Source organism: Nonomuraea sp. NPDC005730, assembly GCF_040630865.1.
In the GTDB taxonomy this organism is placed as follows: domain Bacteria; phylum Actinomycetota; class Actinomycetes; order Streptosporangiales; family Streptosporangiaceae; genus Nonomuraea.
The window spans coordinates 311,592-328,672 of record NZ_JBEXYK010000002.1 but is presented as its reverse complement, the minus strand read 5'-3'; the positions used below and the strand labels follow the sequence as shown (position 1 = coordinate 328,672).

Here is a 17,081-nt window from a genome sequence, read left to right as displayed (position 1 = left end):
TCCTGATAGTCCAGGGGAGAAATGTCCCACGAGGTCATGGAACAAGCCAAGCCGCTAAGCTGGCCTCCTGTGACCGAACTGTCTGCCTTGTCAGCCGTGCCATCTGGAGCCCGGGACGCCGTACTGAAGTTCTACTTCGGCCCCATGGACTGCGGGAAGTCCACTCTGGCGCTCCAGATGAACTACAACCACGGCCGCCAGGGGCGGCGCGGACTGGTCCTGACCAAGCACGACCGCTCCGGCGGCCCGAAGGTCACCAGCCGGATCGGGCTGGGCCTTGAGGCGATCGAGGTGGAGGACTCCCTCGACCTCGTCGGCCTGGTCACCTCGCACGAGCGCATCGACTACCTGATCTGCGACGAGGCCTGCTTCTACACGGTCGAGCAGATCGAGCAGCTCGCCGACCTGGTGGACGAGCACGGCATCGACGTCTACGCCTTCGGGCTGGCCTCCGACTTCAGATCGGTCATGTTCCCCGGCGCGCAGCGGCTGTTCGAGCTGGCCGACGAGGTGTGCCGGCTGCAGGTCGAGGTGTTGTGCTGGTGCGGACGCCCCGGGCAGCTCAACGCGCGCGTGGTGGGCGGGGTGCTGGCGCGGACGGGCGAGCAGGTCGTGATCGGCGACACCGACGCCTCGCCGGTGCGCTACCAGGTGCTCTGCCGCCGCCACCACCGCTCCGGCCAGCTCGGCGAGGGCGGCGCGCCGGCCTGAGCCGGATGCCTTGAGCCGGATGCCTTGAGCCGGATGCCTTGAGCCGGGTGCCTTGGGCCGGGGGCTTCACACCAGCCTGACCGGCGTGCCTCACACCAGCCGGTCGAGGGCGCCGCGGAACAGGCGTCGCTCGTCCTCCGGCAGGGCGGCCAGGAAGGCGCGCTCGGCCTCCTCCACGGCCGGCACCGCGAGGCGCACGGTCTCGCGGCCGCGCTCGGTCAGCTCCACCGCGTTCTTGCGGCGGTCGCCCGGATGCGGCCGCCGCGCCACCAGCTTCTTGCCCTCCAGCGCGTCGACCATGGCGACCATCGTCGTGCGGTCGATGCCGAGCCGCTGGGCCGCCTCCTGCTGCGACAGCGGCTCGGGGGCGTCGATCACCGACAGCACCGCGAGCTCCCGCCCGTCGATCCCGTAGGGCGCGAGCGCCGGGCCGGTGAACTCGGCCAGGCGCAGCGCGGCATGCTTGAGCAGGTAACCAAGGCGGCGGCTCGACACCTTCCGATTGTCGCACCGCCGCGGGCGGGGCCGTTCAGACCGCGCAGTAGCCGTCGTCGTCGCACCCGTCGGCCGGCGGGGCGAGCTGGGTGATCGGCGTCTGGCCGGTACGCTCGGCGACCTCGTCGATCGCCGCCGCGAAGGTGTCCTCGGGCTGCGCGCCCGACACCGCGAACTTGCCCTCGAACAGGAACAGCGGCACCCCGCTGACACCCAGCGCGCCGGCCCTGGCGAGCTGGTCGCGCACCTGCTCGGCGCCCTCGCCGGTGTCCTGGACGCCGACCTCGCCGGCCAGGCGGCTCAGCACGCCGGGGTCGCCGACGTTCGCGCCCTCGCTGAAGTACGCGCGGAACAGCCGGTCGGCCATCTCCTTGCCGAGCCCCTGGGCGGTGGCGACCTCGATGAGCCGGTGGGCCTCGAAGGTGTGGGAGCTGACGGCCCGCTCGTAGTCCATCTCCAGCCCCTCTTCGGCGGCGGCGGCCCGGACGCGTTCGGCCATCTGCCGCGCGCCCGGCCCGAACTTGCGCTCAAGGGCCGGGATCAGCGGCTCGCCCTCGACGGGGGCGTCGGGGTTGAGCTGGAACGGGCGCATGGTCACCTCGATCGTGCCGCCCTTGGCACGGAAACGCTCGGCGGCGCGGGCGAACCTGACGTGCCCGATGTAACACCAGGGGCACACGACATCGGAGAAGATCTCGACTTTCACCCCATCGACAACCACGCGGCCCGCACGGCGATTCCGGCCGGCCGCGGGTCAGCCGGCGGCCAGCTCCTCCAGCCGGTACGGCAGGTAGGCCGAGTCGTCCACCAGGGCGGACGCGCCGCGCCACCAGCCGAACCACTCGCCGCTGCGCCACATCCAGTCGACCCGCTCGATGGCGGCCACCACGTCGCCGACGGTCCCCCAGCGCTCGCCCAGCTCCTCGCGGGTGACGCCGTGGCGGACGGCCCAGGCCCGCAGCACCCCCGCGGCGGCGGCCGGGATCTCGCGGGCGTACGGGTCGGGCTTCTCGCCGGGCAGCCGGTGGGGCCCGAGCCCGGCGGCCACCCCCCAGCTCCACTGGGCCTCGGCGGGCCTGGAGTAACGCAGCGACTGGAAGTCGAGATTGGACCCCAGCGCGTCGTCGGGACGGCGGGCGACGACCGCGTCGAGCCGGCCGCCCGCGTCGAAGTGCACCACGAGCCGCTGGCCCGGCCTGACCTCCGGCGGCAGCTCGAAGCGGTCCTCGGCCTGCCAGGAGTTGAGGTCGACCTCGGCGACGGGCCGGCCCCAGAGCTGGTCGGCGGCGTCGTCGGCGATCCAGGCGGCCAGCATCTCCAGCGCGGTCAGGTCGGTCCACGGCTCGATCGCGACGGCCGTGCGCAGCACCTCGTCGGGCGGCGGCAGCTTGCCGCCCCTGGGGCGCGTCCACCAGCCGGCGCCCAGCTCGCGGGTGCCGACGAGGAGCGCGGCGATGGCGGCCAGTTCGGCCGATCGGCGGGTGAGGGAGGCGCCGAGCGCGAGCCCGAGCGCGCGGTCGGTCCGCTGGTCGCCGAACACCGGCCGCGCGTCGGCGACCAGGGACTCGGCGGTGGGGCGCTCCTCCCCCAGCAGGTTGCGTACGATGCGCCTGGCTTCGTTCCGTGCGTCTTCAGCGTGTGCCTGCCGCATACCGCCACGCTACGCCCGGAGATCCTTTTCCGCGAGAGCCGTCGTGGCGCGTCCCTCAGCCGCGCCGGCCGCGTGCGTCGCGGCCGAGCAGCCGGCCCACGGCGACGCCGGCCAGCGCGGCGGCCGCGCCCATGCCGAAGGCGGCCAGCAGCGCCCACGGGCGGGGCTCGGCGTGCCGGGCGGGAGGCCGTTCGTAGAGCGCCGGGGCGGCCGGTGCGGCGGCCGGGGCCGCCGGGACCGGGGGCGGGGCGCTGAGGTGGCCCTCGACGGCGGAGAAGAACTCGCCCGCCGTACGTTTCGCGACCGAGCCGAGCATGCGCTGCCCGACGCCGCCGATCATCCCGCCGATCACCGCGTCGGCGTCGTAGTCCACCCGGGTGCCGCCGTCGATCTCGCTCAACCGGACCAGGACGGTGGCCTCGACCGTGCCCGGCGCGCCCTGGCCGCGCGCCCGCAGCGTGAAGCTCTCGGGCGCGTGCGGCTCGGCCAGCGCGACCTCTCCCTGGTAGACGCCCTTGATGGACGCCACGCCCGCGTTGACCGTCATCCTGTAGGTGTCCGGCCCGGTCTCCTCCAGGCGCTCGCAGCCCGGGATGGTGCGCACGAGCACCGCCGGGTCCTGGAGCGCGGCCCACACTCGATCTCGCTGTACGCCGATCACGGCGCTGCCCGCCACCTTCATGCGGCCACTCTAGGCACCGGTGACCGGCTGGTTAAGGGCAAGACCTGCCAGTCGGGCGACGCGTCGTGTGGATCAGGGCTGGCAAGATGGTGCTCCATGTGCTGGGGGCGTGGAACGGTCAGGGGCGGGGCCGGGCGTGGCGGGCTGGGGCCGGCCGTGCTCGCCGGGGTGCTGGTGGCGCTGGCCGCGGGGTGTGCCACCGGCGGCAGCACCGGCGACACCGGCGGGGTCGTGACCGGGCCGTCGGCGAAGCCGTCCGCGACCGGGGGCCCCACGTCCCGGCCCACCCCGCAGGGCCCGCCCGGGGCGCTGCCGCGCGCCGGAGAGGTGGGCCCGATCAGGGGCGAGAACGGCCTGCCCCCGGTGATCAGCTCGATCCCCACCAAGCGCAAGGTCGTCTTCCTGACCATCGACGACGGCTGGGAGCAGGACCCCGGCTTCGTCAAGCTGGTACGCGACCGGCGCGTCCCCATCACCGCCTTCGCCATGCGCGACGCGGTCGAGGCCAAGGGCAGCCCCGACCCGGCCGGCGGCCCCGGCCGCTACGTGGGCGCCGGCAAGTGGGGATATTTCCGGCAGCTCCGCGACGTCCACGTGCCCGTCGAGAACCACACCCTCACCCATCCCGACCTGCGCCGCCTGCCTCTCGACGGCCAGCGCCGCGAGATCTGCGGCGCGGCCCAGGTGGTCGGGAAGGAGATCGGGGCCCGGCCGGCGTTGTTCCGGCCGCCGTTCGGCAGCTACAACACCGACACGCTGCGGGCCGCCCGGCGGTGCGGGGTGCAGGCCGTGCTGCTGTGGACCGCCACCGTCCAGCCGGGCGGCAAGATCGCCTACCAGGTGCCCGACAAGCGCCTGCGTCCGGGCGACATCCTGCTGCTGCACTTCCGGCCCAACCTGGCGGCGGACTTCCGGGTGCTGATCGACAAGATCAGGCGGCGCGGCTTCGAGCTGGGCAATCTGCAGGCCTACCTCGACGCCACGGGCGGGGTCCGCCGGGCGGGGTAGTGAGCAGTCCGCCCGGCGGATGACGCGCCGGGACGTACCCGTACGGGATCCTCGAAAAGTAGGCAGAACCGGGGGATGTGACCAACGTCGCATCGCGATGCTCTACGGCCTGTAGTACTACTACAGGTAGAAGTACTACAGCTTGTAGAGCCATGAGCGGGTGGGGATTGATGGACGCGCTTGACCTGGCACGGTGGCAGTTCGGGGTCACCACCGTGTACCACTTCTTGTTCGTGCCCCTGACCATCGGTCTGGGCATCTTCGTCGCGGGCCTGCAGACGGCCTGGCACCGCACGGGCAAGGAGCACTACCTCAAGCTCACGAAGTTCTTCGGGAAGCTGTTCCTGATCAACTTCGCCATGGGCGTGGTGACCGGCATCGTGCAGGAATTCCAGTTCGGCATGAACTGGAGTGAGTACTCGACGTTCGTCGGTGACGTGTTCGGCGCCCCGCTGGCCATGGAGGCGCTGCTGGCGTTCTTCATGGAGTCCACGTTCCTCGGCCTGTGGATCTTCGGCTGGGACCGGCTGCCGAAGAAGGCGCACCTGGCGAGCATCTGGGCCGCCGCGATCGGCTCCAACCTGTCGGCCTACTTCATCCTCGCGGCCAATGCCTGGATGAAGCACCCGGTCGGCTACGAGGTCGTGGACGGCAAGGCCAGGATGACCGACCTGTGGGCCGTGCTGACCAACTCCACGGCGGTCGCGCAGGTGCCACACGTCATCGGGGCCGCGTTCATCGTGGCGGGCGGGTTCGTGCTGGCGGTGAGCGGCTACTGGCTGCTGCGGACGCGCGCGCCGATGTGGCGCAGCGCCGCCCGCGGCGCGCTGGTCATGACGGCGATCGCGGGGGCGGTCGTCGCGGGCACCGGCGACATGTCGGCCAAGCTGATGTACGAGCAGCAGCCCATGAAGCTGGCCGCGGCCGAGGGCCTGGAGCGTGACACCGCGGGCGCGGCCTTCTCCCTCGCGCCCGGTATCGAGATCCCCAAGGTGCTCAGCTTCCTGGCCACCAACGACCTCAACGCCACCGTCCAGGGCACCGAGGACCTGCAGAAGCGCTTCGAGCAGCAGTTCGGCCCCGGCGACTACCGGCCCGACCCGACGATCGTGTTCTGGTCGTTCCGCGTGATGATCGTGTTCGGCATGGCCACCGCGGGGCTCGCGCTGCTCGGACTCTGGCTGACCCGGCGCAGGCGCGAGGTGCCGTCCTGGCTGGCGCGGGCGCTGGTGCTGGCGCTGCCGCTGCCGTTCGCGGCGGTGATCGCGGGCTGGCTGCTGAGCGAGATCGGCCGGCAGCCCTGGACGGTCGCCGGCGAGCTGCTGACCGCCTCAAGCGTCTCGCCCGGCGTGACCCTGGCCGAGGTCGCCATCTCGCTGACCGTCTTCACACTCCTGTACGGCGGCCTGGCCGTGGCCGAGGTCGTCCTGCTGGCCAAGCACGTGCGCAAGGGCGTCGAGGAGCGGCAGCCCGCTCCCGAGGCGCAGCCGCTCGAACCGTCGCTGATGTACTAGAGGGACCAGACCATGATCAACCTGTGGTTCGTCATCATCGCCTTCCTCTGGACCGGGTACTTCGTCCTCGAAGGCTTCGACTTCGGCGTCGGCCTGCTGGCGCCGCTCCTGAGCAGGAACGCCGCCGAGCAGCGCCAGAGCCTGCAGACCATCGGCCCGGTCTGGGACGGCAACGAGGTGTGGCTGATCACGGCGGTCGGCGCCATGTTCGCCGCCTTCCCCGCCTGGTACTCCGGCCTGTTCAGCGCGTTCTACCTGCCCGTCACGCTCATCCTGGTCGGCCTGATCGTGCGCGGCGTCGGGCTCGAATGGCGCGGCAAGGTCGCCAACCCGATCTGGTGCGACCTCGGCATCCTGGTCGGCAGCGGCCTCCCGGCGTTCCTGTGGGGCGCGATCTTCGCCGACGTGCTGTTCGACAGCGGCCCGGCGGCCCTGCTCGGCGGCGCGTTCACGCTGACGCTCTGCGTGCTGCACGGCGCGGTCTTCCTCGCGCTGCGCACCACCGGCCCGGTGCGCCGCCGGGCCAGGACCGCCGCCATGGCCGCGGCGGCGGTGGCCATCCCGGTGGCCGTGCTGGCCCTGTCGAACCTGGGCTCGCTGCCCGCCCTGGCCTCCATGGCCGCGCTGGCCGCCGCGGCGGCGCTGATCTGGCGGCGCAGGGAGGGCTGGGCGTTCGGCGCGACCGCCGCGGGCATCGTGCTGGCCACGCTGGCGGTCTTCATGGAACTGCGCGTCGCGCCGCTGCCCGGGCTGACCCTGGCGGCGGCCGCCTCGGGGCCGTACACGCTGACGATGCTGAGCTGGATCGGGCTGATCACGCTGCCGTTCGTGCTGGTCTACCAGGGCTGGACGTACTGGGTGTTCCGCAGGCGGGTCATGCTGGCGGCGTAGGGCCCGTCAGCCGACCGTGCGCATCCGGTTCGTGCGGTGGTCCTTCAGGTGCAGGTCGCCGCCGAGCCGCTCCTTCAGCAGCTCCAGCACCTTGCGGCTGGACAGCACGGTCCACAGGTTGCCGACCAGGTGCGGGTTGTACTCGGGGGCGGCGTCCATCCAGGCGTCCTTGCCGGACTGGCTGGCGAACGTCGTGACGAAGAACTGGCCGTCGGCGGTCCGGCAGTAGCCCGTACGGATCTCGGCGGCGTCGACCTGCATGCGCGGCTTGCAGCCCACCTTGGCGGCGAGCTGCTCGACCGTCTGGGGCGCCGCCGCCCGCGGGGCGTTCTGGCCGGCCGCCGCCGGGCCGCCGGAGCCGCCGCCGGCCGAGCAGGCGGCGACCAGCCCGGCCAGCAGCGCGAGGACGGCCAGACGTGGAAGTGTCGTCATGTGCGGAGGTACGCACGGCCGCCCGCGCCGGTTCAGTGCCGATTCGGTGCCGATTCGGTGCCGGCTCAGCGCCGGTTCAGCGCCGGTTCAGTGCCGGCTCAGCGCAGGACGACGCAGCCACGGGCGCGCAGCAGATCGAGCACCGGCGGGTCGTCGTAGAGCTTGTTCCAGCGCAGGTCGAGCTTGCGCAGGCCGGTCAGCGCCGCGACCGCGGCGGGCAGCTCGCGCAGCCGGTTGTTGCGCAGGTCGAGATGGGTCAGGCCGGACGGCAGCGCGGGCAGCTCGCTCAGCTGGTTGTTGCGCAGGTCGAGCACGCGCAGCTCGGTCAGCGCCGCGAGGGCGGCGGGCAGCCGGGTCAGCCGGTTGCCCTGCAGGTGCAGCTCGCGCAGGCGGCCGAGCCCGCCGACGGTCTCGGGCAGCGTCTCCAGCCGGTTGTTGTACAGGCGCAGCTCCACCAGCGACGCCATCGACCCGAGCGCGTCCGGGAGCCCGGTCAGCCGGTTGTCGGTGAGGTTGAGGTAGGCCAGCCGGTCGAGGCGGCCGAGCGCGGCCGGGACGTCGGTGAAGCCGTTGTCGCTCAGGTAGAGGTAGTCGGTGAGCGGCAGGTCGCCCACCTCGGGCGGGATCGAGGCGAGCCGGTTGTGGCCGAGGTCGAGCATGCGCAGCCGGGTCAGGCCGCCGATGGCCGCGGGGATCTCGGTGAGGGCGTTCTCGGCGAGGTTGAGGGATTCGAGCGCGGTCAGCTTCCACAGCGCGGCGGGCACGGAGGCCAGCCGGTTGCCCCCGGCCGCGAGGTGGCGCAGGCGCGGGCCGAGGTCGCCGGGCAGGCGCTCGATGCGGTTGCCGTAGAGGAAGAGGGTCTCCAGGCCGGGCGGGCAGCCGGGGACCTCGCTCAGCTCGTTGCCGTCGAGGTGCAGGGCGCGCAGCGCGGTCAGGCCGGACAGGCGGGGCAGCTCGCGCAGCCGGTTGCCGTCGAGCCGCAGCTCCTCCAGCGCGGCCAGCCGGGCCACCCGGGCGGGCACGTGCGTGATCTCGTTCCAGGCCAGGTCGATCGTCCGCACGTCGTCGGGCACGTCGGGGAAGCGGGTCAGGCCGGCACCGGGAGCGAGCATGGCGCCGATCATCGCATACGCAGCTCGAACAGGTCCGACGGCGAGATGGGCATGCGGTCGATCTCGATGCCCTCGGCGTCCTCGATCGCCGAGGCGATGACCGCCGACACCGGGATCACGCCGGCCTCGCCCGCGCCCTTGATGCCGAGCGGGTTGAGCGGCGAGGGCGTCTCCAGGTGGGCGGTCTCGATCGGGGGGATCTCGGTGGCGTACGGCATGAGGAAGTCCATGAACGAGGCGTTGACGAGCTGGCCGTGGACGTCGTACTCCATGCGCTCGTACAGGGCGCCGCCGATGCCCTGGGCCACTCCCCCGTGGATCTGGCCCTCCACGATCATCGGGTTGATCAGCCGGCCGCAGTCGTGCACGACGGCGTACCTGACGACCCTGATCTCGGCGGTGTCCGGGTCGGTCTCCACTACGGCCGCGTGCATGCCGGAGGCGAAGGTGGACCGGATCGGCGAGTAGAACTCGCGCCCCTCCAGGCCCGGCTCGTCGCCCTCGGCCACCGGCGGGCGGGACGGGTCGGCCGCGCCGGAGAACTGGGTCGCCCTGGCCGTCTCCTCGTCGAAGGCGTAGCGCAGCGGGTTGGCCAGCACCGCCACCGTCGAGAGCGGGATCGCGGCGGTCGGCGCGCCCACGACGTGCACCATGCCGTCGTCGATCTCCAGGTCGGCCGGGTCGGCCTCCAGGGCGTCGGCCGCGATGCGCAGCGCCTTGTCCTTGACCTTCCGGCAGGCCAGCGCGATGGCGTTGCCGCTGACGACGGCGGCGCGGGAGGCGAAGGTGCCCACCGCGTACCCGAACCTGCGGGTGTCGCCGGTGACCACGCTGACGCGTTCGATGGGCACGCCCAGCTCGGCGGCGGCGATCTGGGCGAAGGCGGTCTCGTGGCCCTGCCCCTGGGAGGTCAGGCCGGTCGAGACGTGCACCCGGCCGTCGGAGGTGATCTGCACGTGCCCGCCCTCGTACGGGCCGACGCCCGTGCCCTCGACGTAGCAGCCGATGCCGATCCCCCGGCCCGGACGCCGCTCGAAGGAGTCCCAGCCGATCAGCTCCTTGATCATGCGGAGCATCTCCGGGTAGTCGCCGCTGTCGTAGATGAGCGGGCGGCCGTCCTGGAACGTCATCCCCTGGTCGTAGGGGAACTCCTCGGGCCGGATGAAGTTGGCCGCGCGCACCTCGGTGCGGTCCTTGCCCAGGTAGCGGGCGATCTTGTCCATGGTCCGCTCCATGCAGAACACGCCCTGCGGGCGACCGGCCCCGCGGTACGGCGTGACCTGCACGGTGTTGGTGTAGACCGCGGTGAACTCGACCCGGTAGGCCCCCGGCTTGTACGGCCCCAGCAACTGCGTGGAGGTGACGATGGGCACGATGATCCCGTACGGCGTGTAGGCGCCGTGGTCGTGCAGGATCGTCACGTCCAGGCCCAGGACGCGGCCGTCGTCGTCGAAGCCGACGCGTACGTGGTGGATCTGGGCGCGTTCGTGCGCGGAGGAGATGAAGTGTTCCCTGCGGTCCTCGGTCCACTTGATCTCGCGGCCGAGCGTCATCGCGGCCCACGGCACCAGGATCTCCTCCGGCCACGGGTGCACGATCTTGACGCCGAAGCCGCCGCCGACGTCCGGGGCGATCACCTCGACCTGCGGCAGCGGCAGCCCGAGCGTGGCGGCCACGGCCATGCGCACGCTGGTGGAGGTCTGGGTGCTGGAGTGGACGCGCAGGTCGCGGCCGTCCCAGCGGGCGTGCACGCCGCGTCCCTCCAGCGGCATGCTGGCGCTGCGCTCGATGTCGAGCCGGAAGGCCAGCGTGTGCGGCGCGCTCTCGACGGCCTCGCGCGCGCCCCTGCCGTCGGCCCCCGGCACCTCCTGGACGAGGTGCGCCCCCACGTTCCCCGGCACGTCCTCGTGCACGAGCTGGGCGCCCTGCACCGCCTCGGCCAGGCCGACGACCGGCTTGAGCGGCTCGTAGGCGACCTCGATGAGCGCGCAGGCGTCCTCGGCGGCGTACCTGTCGGCGGCCACGACCATGACCACGGGCTCGCCGACGTGCCGGACGACCTCCCTGGCCAGCGGGTACGCCGTGCGCCCGTGGGTGAGCGCCGGGTGCGGGATCAGCAGCGGCAGCGGCCGGCCCACCCGCTCGGGCAGGTCCTCCCAGGTGTAGATCGCGACCAGGCCCGGCACGTCGAGCGCGGCGGACACGTCGATGTCGCCGACGCGGGCGTGGGCGTGGGGTGACCGGACGAACGCGGCGGCGAGCGCGTCGCGGCCCAGGTCGTCGAGGAAGCGGCCCTGGCCGGTGAGCAGCCTCGGGTCCTCCCGTCGTTGCACCGGCTCGCCGAACATCCTGGTCGTCACGATCCCTCCGTCCGCGGCCCGCCGGCCCGCCCGAAGCTCACGACTCCTCCGCCAGCAGCTCGGCGGCGCGGTGGACGGCCTTGACGATGTTCTGGTAGCCGGTGCACCGGCACAGGTTGCCGGACACGCCTTCGAGCACCTCCTCGTGGGTGGGCGCCGGATTGTCGGCCAGCAGGGCGGTCACCGTGCACAGGAAGCCCGGGGTGCAGAAGCCGCACTGCAGGCCGTGGCACTCGGCGAAGGCCCGCTGCACCGGTGAGAGCCCGTCCGGGCCGGCCAGGCCCTCGACGGTGGTGATCTCGTGCCCGTCCACGGTGACCGCGAAGGTCAGGCACGAGCGGACCGGCTCGCCGTCGAGCAGCACCGTGCAGCAGCCGCAGACGCCGTGCTCGCAGCCGACGTGCGTGCCGGTCAGGCCGAGGTCGTGGCGCAGGCAGTCGGACAGCAGGCGGCGTCCGGGGACGCTGACCCGCCTGGCGGTGCCGTTCACGGTCAGCGTGATCTCATGTTCCACCGGTCGCCGTCCCCTCCCGTGCCGCCGCGCGCAGTGCCCGTTCGGCCAGCACGCCCACCAGGTGCCGCCGGTAGGCGGCGGTGGCGTGGATGTCCCCTTCGGGGTCGGTCCCCTCCCGCACGGTCCGCGCGACGGCGGGCCAGTCGACGCTCGTGGCCGGCCGGTGGCCGCAGGCGCGCGTCACGTCCATCAGGACGGGGACCGGGCCCACGCCGACGCAGGCGACCCTGGCCGCGGCGACGCGCAGGTCCTCGTCGAGCGTGACCACGGCGCAGACGCCGGCCAGGGCGTAGTCGCCGTGCCGCCGGGACACCTCCTCGAACGCCGTTCCGGCGCGCCCGCCGAGCGCCGGGAAGTAGGCCGACACGGCCAGCTCGTCCGGCCGGACGGCGGACTCCATGGGCCCGACGAAGAACTCGCCCGCCGGCACGTCCCGTTGGGTGACGCCGGCGGGGGTCCAGCGGGCCAGCCGCACCGAGCCGCCCAGGACGGCCAGCACCGCGGGCAGTTCGGCGGCGGGATCGGCGTGCACCAGGCTCCCGACGACCGTGCCCCGGTTGCGGATCACGGGGTGGGCGACCAGCCGCAGCGCCTTCGTCAGCAGCGGGTGCGCGCCGGACCGGGCCACCCGCGAGTGCCGGGCCAGCGCGCCCACCCGCACCCCGTCGCCGCCCGCCTCCACCGTGTCCAGGGCGGTCAGGCGGTTGATGTCGACGATGTGCTCGGGCGCGGCCAGCCGCATGTTCAGCATGGGGATCAGGCTCTGGCCGCCGGCCAGCACCTTGCCCCGCACCTCGGCGAGCGTCCGCAGCGCCGCGCCGAGGTCGCCGGGGGCATGGTGGGTGAACGGCGGCGGTTTCACCCGGCCTCGCCCGGGGCCGGTTTCGAGGCCGGGGCCGATCCGGGGGAGCGCCCGGCCATGACGCGCAGCAGGTGGTAGCCGCCCACCACTACGACGGTGCCGAGCGCGATGCCCTCCAGGGAGAAGTCTCCGCCGATCATGTGCGTCACCGGTCCGATCGCCAGGATGATGCCCGCGCCGATCGGGACCATGTTCACCGGGTCGGCGAAATCCACCCGGTTCTCGATCCAGATCTTGGCGCCGAGTAGTCCGATCATGCCGTACAGGATCACGGTGACGCCGCCGAGGACGCCGCCCGGCGTGGCGGCGACCAGCGCCCCGAACTTCGGGCACAGGCCGAACAGGATCGCGATCAGGCCGGCGATGTAGTAGGCGGCCGTGGAGTAGACCTTGGTGGCCGCCATGACGCCGATGTTCTCGGCGTAGGTGGTGGTGGGCGAGCCGCCGACGGCGCTGGTGACGACGGTGGCGGCGCCGTCGGCGATGATCGCCCGGCCGATGTAGGGGTCGACGTCGGTGCCGGTCATCTCGCCGACGGCCTTGACGTGGCCGACGTTCTCGGCGATGAGCGCGATCACCGCGGGCAGCACGAGCAGCACGGCGGAGAACCGGAAGTCGGGCGCGTGGAAGTCCGGCAGCCCGAACCAGTCGGCCTTGGCGACGGCGTCGAAGCTGACCCGGTCGTGCGGGAAGGCCGTGGCCACGCAGTACGTGCCCTCGGCCGGGCAGGCGGCGCCGGCCGCGTCGCGCAGGTTCTGGCCGGGCAGCACGGAGGTGACCGGCCCCGCCACCCGGTCCAGCACCCAGGACAGCGCGAACCCGGTGACCAGCCCGATGAGCACCCCGACGCGCCCGGCGAAGCCCTTGAACGCCACGATCACCACGAACGTCACCAGCATCGTGACCAGCGCCACCCACTGGTCCTGCCCCCAGTAGACGTCCGCGACCACGTACGCCAGCCCGAACCCGATGAGCATCACCACCGCGCCGGTGACGACGGGCGGGAAGATCCGGTGGATGATCTGCACCCCGAGCACGTGCACGGCCAGCCCCGCCAGCGCCAGCACGAGCCCGGCCACCAGGATCGAGCCGGTCACGAGGGCGTCGGCGATGGTCTGGTCGGTGCCGACGGCGGCCCTGATGGCGAACACGCCGCCGACGAACGACGCGCTGGTGCCCAGGTAGCTGGGCACCTTGCCCTTCACGATCAGCAGGAACATGATCGTCGCGACGCCGGACATCATCACGGCGACGTTCGGGTCGAGCCCCATCACCAGCGGGAACACGAACGTGGCGCCGAACATCGCGATCACGTGCTGGGCGCCGAAGCCGACCATGCGCGGCCAGCTCAGCCGCTCGTCGGGCCTGACCACCTCGCCGGGCGCCAGATGCCTGCCGTCACCGTGTCTGGTCCATCCGAAAACCATCTGCGCCCTCTCTTCCGGGCCGGCGACCGTGCCTTTGCGGGCACATTAGGACCGCTGGGATGCGGCTACACGGGCATGATCTGCCAAATATCCCGCGGTCACCAGAGCGAACCTCCGTACGGGGAAGTCGCCGGCCGGTCAGAGAGGGGGTTATCGGCCGGTTTCGGGCACCGGTTCGCGGCGCGTGGCGCGCAGCAGGTGGTAGCCGACGAGCAGCACGATCGTGCCGAGCGCGATGCCGCTGAGGGAGAACGTGCTGGTGATCGGGAACGCGACCGGCCCGATGGCGATGATGATGCCGGCGCCCACCGGGACCAGGTTGACCGGGTCGGACAGGTTCACCTTGTTCTCGATCCAGATGCGCGCGCCGAGCAGGCCGATCATGCCGTACAGGATGGTCGTGACGCCGCCGAGCACGCCGTCGGGGGTCGCGGCCACGAGCGCGCCGAACTTGGGGCACAGGCCGAACAGGATCGCGATGACCGCGGCGATGTAGTAGGCGGCCGTGGAGTAGACCTTGGTGGCCGCCATGACGCCGATGTTCTCGGCGTACGTGGTGGTGGCCGGGCCGCCGACCGAGGTGGCGACCACGGTGCCGACGCCGTCGGCCATGATGGCGCGGCCCATGTAGCCGTCGACGTCCGCGCCGGTCATCTCGCCGACGGCCTTGACGTGGCCGACGTTCTCGGCGATGAGCGCGATCACGACCGGCAGCACCAGCACGATCGCCGACACCTCGAACACCGGCCCGTGCAGCGACGGCAGGCCGATCCAGTCGGCCTTGGCGACGCCCTGGAGGTCGACGCGGAAGTGCTCGGTCACCTTGCCGGTGGCGTCGGGGGACAGGATCTTGCCGCCCACCATGTCCCAGACCCACGACAGCACGAACCCGAAGACCAGGCCGAGCAGCACGCCGATCCGGCCGAGGAAGCCCTTGAAGACCCCGATGAACACGAACGTGGCCGCCATCGTGAGCAGCGCCACCCACGGGTCCTTGGGCCAGTAGACGTCGGCCGCGACGTAGGCCATGCCGAAGCCGATCAGCATCACCACGCCGCCGGTGACGATCGGCGGGAAGACGCGGTGGATGATCCGCACGCCCAGCAGGTGGATGGCCAGCCCGCAGGCGGCCAGCACGACGCCGACGGCCAGCAGCGCACCGGTGACGGTCGCGTCGCCGCCCCCGGCCGCCCTGATCGCCACCACGGCCCCCACGAAGGATGCGCTCGACCCGACGTAGCTGGGGATCTTGCCCTTCACGATGAGCAGGAACAGGATCGTCGCGACGCCGGACATCATCACGGCCAGGTTCGCGTCGAGCCCCATGACCAGCGGGAACACGAACGTGGCGCCGAACATGGCGATGACGTGCTGGGCGCCGATGCCGACCATCCTGGGCCAGGAGAGCCGCTCGTCAGGCTTGACGACCTCTCCCGGCGTCAGACGCTTCCCGTCGCCGTGCAGCTTCCACCCGAACACCGCGAACCCACCTCAATCTTCCGCCTGACCAGCGGCGACGTCTTCCGAAGTATGTCGGAGAGCACAATAAGGGGTGTCGCGGCCATCCGGATACGGTGGGCCGTTATTGCACGTGGATCGTGAACCCGTCGCCGCTCACCACCTGGCCGGTACGGATCTTCGCCGTCTTCCGCAGCTCGACCTCGCCGTCGACCTGGACCAGGCCCTCGGCGATGAGGTGTTTGGCCATGCCGCCGGTCTCGGTGACCCCGCAGTACTTCAGCAGGTCGCACAGCGGGATGTACTCGGAACGCAGTTCGAAATCCAGATCCACGAGCCCCAAGCCTAGATGCCGCGCATGCGCAGCACGTGCAGGGCCAGGGTCAGGTTGAGCCGCAGGTGGGGGTCGTCGGTGAAGTTGCCGAGCAGGCGTTCCAGCTTCCCGATCCGGTAGCGCAGCGTGTTGTAGTGGAAGTGCAGCCGGCGGGCGGTCTCGGCGACGTTGAGGTTGGTCTCCAGGAGCACCTGCAGCGTGCGCCGCAGGTCGGCGTTCTCGGCGTCCTCGTCCCAGGCCAGCGGGCCCAGCGTCTCGCGGACGAACGCGTGCAACTCGCCGGTGTCGTTCACCAGCGACAGCAGCCGGTAGACGCCGAGCTGGTCGAAGTGCGCGACCGCGCCCGGCCCGTGGAGCTGCCGGCCCACCCGGGCCGCCTTCAGCGCCTGGGCGTACGCCTCCGGCAGCGTCCCGGCCCCCGGGCTCGGCCGCGAGGTGCCGGTCGAGAACGTCGCGGGCGGCACGTCGGCGAACGCCGAGGCGGCGTCCTTGGCCACCCTGGCGGCGTCGAGGGAGGCGTCCACGACGGCGACGACCTCGTGCGAGAAGCCGGCCACCGCGCCGCGCGGGTCGTGCCGCCGCACGGCCGCCGTCCAGCAGGACACCAGCCGGTCCTGGGCGCTGCGTTCGTCGCCGTCGGGGTCGAGCTCGGCCACCAGCACGATCACCGGCCGCGCCAGGTCCCAGCCGAACGCCCTGGCCCTGGCGTCGACCCGCTCGGGCGTGCCGGCCCGGCCGGTGAGCACGTCGCGCAGGAAGTCGGCCCGGTACTTGCTCTCGACCGCGTTGACCGCCTCCTGCCGGGTCACGACCAGCGCGGCGACGGTGGCGGCGCGCTCGAGGATGCCGATGTCGCTGTCCCTGATCGCGCCGGTGGCGCTGTAGGCGACGATCCGGCCGTGGTGGTGGCCGCCGGCCAGCACGGGGGCCGAGGCGAACGCCCTGCCGCGGCCGGGCGTGTCGGCGATCCGTGCGGGCGGCGGCCCCTCGCGGGAGATCGACTCGCGCAGGGCGGCGACGTGCTCGGCCGCCCCGGCGGTGGCCAGGACCCGGCCGGAGCCGTCGACGGCGGCCACGGCCACGTCGAGGAGCTGGGCCACCTCGGCGGCGACCTCGTTCAGCCCGCCGCCGGCCAGCACCACGTGGACCAGCGCCCGGTGCGCCTCCTCGGCGCGGGCGAGCACGGCGGCCTGGCGGTTGAGAATGTCGGTGAGCACCTGGTTGAGGATGTCGTCGAAGCCGACGTCGTTGGGCAGCAGGATGAGCGGGAACCCGAGCCGATCGGCCTGCTCGGTCATCTCGGCGGGCAGTTCGTCCACGTACCGGCCGAGTTTGATCGCCAGGGCGGCCAGGCCGCGCTCGTCCAGGTCGGCGACCAGGCGGCCGAGCGACTGCGGCGTGTTGCGCAGCGGGTAGCCGGTGGTCAGCAGCAGCTCGTGCGGCTTGACCCAGGCCAGGATGTCGGGCACCTCCATGACATTGAGCCGCTGCACGATGCGCCCGAGCCCGCTCTCCCCCGCGATCAGCCTGGCCTCGGCCAGCGTCGAGACGCCGAGCACCTCTCCGACCGAGACGCCATGGATGATCGTTCCGGTGCTGGCCAGACGCACGGGGGGCTCCATGTGGTGAT

At 72.4% G+C, this 17,081-nt stretch carries 17 protein-coding genes; 4 read left to right on the top strand and 13 right to left on the bottom strand.

Annotation, left to right across the window (positions count from 1 at the left end):
- Positions 1-96: 96 nt before the first annotated feature.
- Positions 97-711 (top strand): thymidine kinase, encoded by a 615-nt coding sequence (locus ABZ444_RS04215; RefSeq protein WP_352322400.1) that lies wholly within the window; start codon positions 97-99, stop codon positions 709-711.
- Positions 712-801: 90 nt separating this feature from the next.
- On the opposite strand, the gene ABZ444_RS04210 is transcribed toward ABZ444_RS04215, so the two are convergent.
- From ABZ444_RS04210 to ABZ444_RS04195, 4 genes are read right to left on the bottom strand one after another with little or no spacing between them, the layout of a single operon-like run.
- Positions 802-1,206, bottom strand: coding sequence for a MarR family transcriptional regulator (locus ABZ444_RS04210; RefSeq protein ID WP_357992391.1), 405 nt, complete (start codon positions 1,204-1,206; stop codon positions 802-804).
- A 34-nt stretch (positions 1,207-1,240) separates the two neighbouring features.
- On the bottom strand, positions 1,241-1,912 hold the full coding sequence (locus ABZ444_RS04205; protein ID WP_357992388.1) for a DsbA family oxidoreductase: 672 nt from the start codon (positions 1,910-1,912) through the stop codon (positions 1,241-1,243).
- 48 nt (positions 1,913-1,960) lie between these two features.
- The gene (locus ABZ444_RS04200) at positions 1,961-2,857 is read right to left on the bottom strand and encodes a hypothetical protein (RefSeq protein WP_357992385.1); all 897 of its coding nucleotides are present in this window, start codon (positions 2,855-2,857) and stop codon (positions 1,961-1,963) included.
- Positions 2,858-2,912: 55 nt separating this feature from the next.
- A complete protein-coding gene (locus ABZ444_RS04195; RefSeq protein WP_357992382.1) occupies positions 2,913-3,539 on the bottom strand; it encodes a carbon monoxide dehydrogenase subunit G in 627 nt (208 codons plus the stop codon).
- Positions 3,540-3,635: 96 nt separating this feature from the next.
- On the opposite strand from ABZ444_RS04195, the gene ABZ444_RS04190 reads away from it, so the two are divergent.
- The 3 genes from ABZ444_RS04190 (at position 3,636) to cydB (ending at position 6,952) form a co-directional block, all read left to right on the top strand.
- A complete protein-coding gene (locus tag ABZ444_RS04190; RefSeq protein WP_357992379.1) occupies positions 3,636-4,547 on the top strand; it encodes a polysaccharide deacetylase family protein in 912 nt (303 codons plus the stop codon).
- Positions 4,548-4,717: 170 nt separating this feature from the next.
- Complete coding sequence (locus ABZ444_RS04185; protein WP_357992375.1) at positions 4,718-6,061, top strand: cytochrome ubiquinol oxidase subunit I; 1,344 nt, start codon at positions 4,718-4,720, stop codon at positions 6,059-6,061.
- Between the two features lie 12 nt (positions 6,062-6,073).
- Positions 6,074-6,952 (top strand): cytochrome d ubiquinol oxidase subunit II, encoded by an 879-nt coding sequence (gene cydB, locus ABZ444_RS04180; RefSeq protein ID WP_357992372.1) that lies wholly within the window; start codon positions 6,074-6,076, stop codon positions 6,950-6,952.
- 6 nt (positions 6,953-6,958) lie between these two features.
- Here cydB and ABZ444_RS04175 read toward each other — a convergent pair whose 3' ends face one another.
- The 9 genes from ABZ444_RS04175 to ABZ444_RS04135 all read right to left on the bottom strand — a co-directional run bounded on the left by ABZ444_RS04175 (position 6,959) and on the right by ABZ444_RS04135 (position 17,073).
- A complete protein-coding gene (locus ABZ444_RS04175) occupies positions 6,959-7,384 on the bottom strand; it encodes a hypothetical protein (protein WP_357992369.1) in 426 nt (141 codons plus the stop codon).
- 98 nt (positions 7,385-7,482) lie between these two features.
- Complete coding sequence (locus tag ABZ444_RS04170; protein WP_357992366.1) at positions 7,483-8,496, bottom strand: leucine-rich repeat domain-containing protein; 1,014 nt, start codon at positions 8,494-8,496, stop codon at positions 7,483-7,485.
- An 8-nt stretch (positions 8,497-8,504) separates the two neighbouring features.
- Positions 8,505-10,856 (bottom strand): aerobic carbon-monoxide dehydrogenase large subunit, encoded by a 2,352-nt coding sequence (cutA, locus tag ABZ444_RS04165; protein ID WP_357992363.1) that lies wholly within the window; start codon positions 10,854-10,856, stop codon positions 8,505-8,507.
- A 37-nt stretch (positions 10,857-10,893) separates the two neighbouring features.
- Positions 10,894-11,370 carry a (2Fe-2S)-binding protein gene (locus tag ABZ444_RS04160; RefSeq protein WP_357964812.1) on the bottom strand — a complete coding sequence of 159 codons (477 nt, stop codon included), beginning with the start codon at positions 11,368-11,370 and terminating at the stop codon, positions 10,894-10,896.
- The gene (locus ABZ444_RS04155; protein ID WP_357992360.1) at positions 11,360-12,232 is read right to left on the bottom strand and encodes an FAD binding domain-containing protein; all 873 of its coding nucleotides are present in this window, start codon (positions 12,230-12,232) and stop codon (positions 11,360-11,362) included. The genes ABZ444_RS04160 and ABZ444_RS04155 overlap by 11 nt, the downstream gene beginning before the upstream one ends.
- Positions 12,229-13,659 (bottom strand): solute carrier family 23 protein, encoded by a 1,431-nt coding sequence (locus tag ABZ444_RS04150; RefSeq protein WP_357992357.1) that lies wholly within the window; start codon positions 13,657-13,659, stop codon positions 12,229-12,231. Before ABZ444_RS04150 ends, ABZ444_RS04155 begins: the two co-directional genes overlap by 4 nt.
- A 150-nt stretch (positions 13,660-13,809) precedes the next feature.
- Positions 13,810-15,138 carry a solute carrier family 23 protein gene (locus ABZ444_RS04145; RefSeq protein ID WP_357992354.1) on the bottom strand — a complete coding sequence of 443 codons (1,329 nt, stop codon included), beginning with the start codon at positions 15,136-15,138 and terminating at the stop codon, positions 13,810-13,812.
- A gap of 103 nt (positions 15,139-15,241) precedes the next feature.
- The gene (locus ABZ444_RS04140; protein ID WP_352363868.1) at positions 15,242-15,451 is read right to left on the bottom strand and encodes an RNA-binding S4 domain-containing protein; all 210 of its coding nucleotides are present in this window, start codon (positions 15,449-15,451) and stop codon (positions 15,242-15,244) included.
- 11 nt (positions 15,452-15,462) lie between these two features.
- Complete coding sequence (locus ABZ444_RS04135) at positions 15,463-17,073, bottom strand: PucR family transcriptional regulator ligand-binding domain-containing protein (RefSeq protein WP_357992352.1); 1,611 nt, start codon at positions 17,071-17,073, stop codon at positions 15,463-15,465.
- Between the last annotated feature and the right edge of the window lie 8 nt (positions 17,074-17,081).

Bases quoted from the DNA above. Each gene is read 5' to 3' on its own strand.
- ABZ444_RS04200 (WP_357992385.1), bottom strand. From the start codon at position 2,857: ATGCGGCAGGCACACGCTGAAGACGCACGGAACGAAGCCAGGCGCATC.
- ABZ444_RS04195 (WP_357992382.1), bottom strand. From the start codon at position 3,539: ATGAAGGTGGCGGGCAGCGCCGTGATCGGCGTACAGCGAGATCGAGTG.
- ABZ444_RS04190 (WP_357992379.1), top strand. From the start codon at position 3,636: ATGTGCTGGGGGCGTGGAACGGTCAGGGGCGGGGCCGGGCGTGGCGGG.
- ABZ444_RS04185 (WP_357992375.1), top strand. From the start codon at position 4,718: ATGGACGCGCTTGACCTGGCACGGTGGCAGTTCGGGGTCACCACCGTG.
- cydB (WP_357992372.1), top strand. From the start codon at position 6,074: ATGATCAACCTGTGGTTCGTCATCATCGCCTTCCTCTGGACCGGGTAC.
- ABZ444_RS04175 (WP_357992369.1), bottom strand. From the start codon at position 7,384: ATGACGACACTTCCACGTCTGGCCGTCCTCGCGCTGCTGGCCGGGCTG.
- ABZ444_RS04170 (WP_357992366.1), bottom strand. From the start codon at position 8,496: ATGCTCGCTCCCGGTGCCGGCCTGACCCGCTTCCCCGACGTGCCCGAC.
- ABZ444_RS04150 (WP_357992357.1), bottom strand. From the start codon at position 13,659: ATGGTTTTCGGATGGACCAGACACGGTGACGGCAGGCATCTGGCGCCC.
- ABZ444_RS04135 (WP_357992352.1), bottom strand. From the start codon at position 17,073: ATGGAGCCCCCCGTGCGTCTGGCCAGCACCGGAACGATCATCCATGGC.